Origin of the sequence: Intrasporangium chromatireducens Q5-1 (assembly GCF_000576575.1) — a bacterium.
In the GTDB taxonomy this organism is placed as follows: Bacteria; Actinomycetota; Actinomycetes; order Actinomycetales; family Dermatophilaceae; genus Intrasporangium_A; species Intrasporangium_A chromatireducens.
Window position 1 is genome coordinate 1 of record NZ_AWQS01000638.1, and the last position, 313, is coordinate 313.

Annotated in this window: 1 pseudogene; it reads left to right on the forward strand. The window is 65.2% G+C overall.

The features are described from left to right. Positions 1-24: 24 nt before the first annotated feature. Positions 25-313: pseudogene (locus N864_RS23225) on the forward strand (recombinase family protein); the annotation flags it as partial.

Genomic DNA, 313 nt, shown 5'->3' on the forward strand with positions numbered 1-313 from the left:
TTGCACCACGAGTTCGACCGGCTCATGGCCGACGAGACCGACGAGCTGAACCAGCTCACCACCAACCGTGACCGGCTCCAGCACGAACAAGAACGTCTCCTGCACGCCCACTACGCCGACGCGATCCCACTGGACCTGCTCAAACGCGAGCAAGACCGCATCCTCGGCGAGCTCCACCAAGTCAACCGCCGCATCGACGCCCACCACGGCGAGTACGCCGACGCCAGAGCCCACCTCGAAGACGCCCTCAACCTGCTCGCTAACTGCGCCGACATCTACGCACGCTGCGACGACACCAACCGCCGCCTGTGCA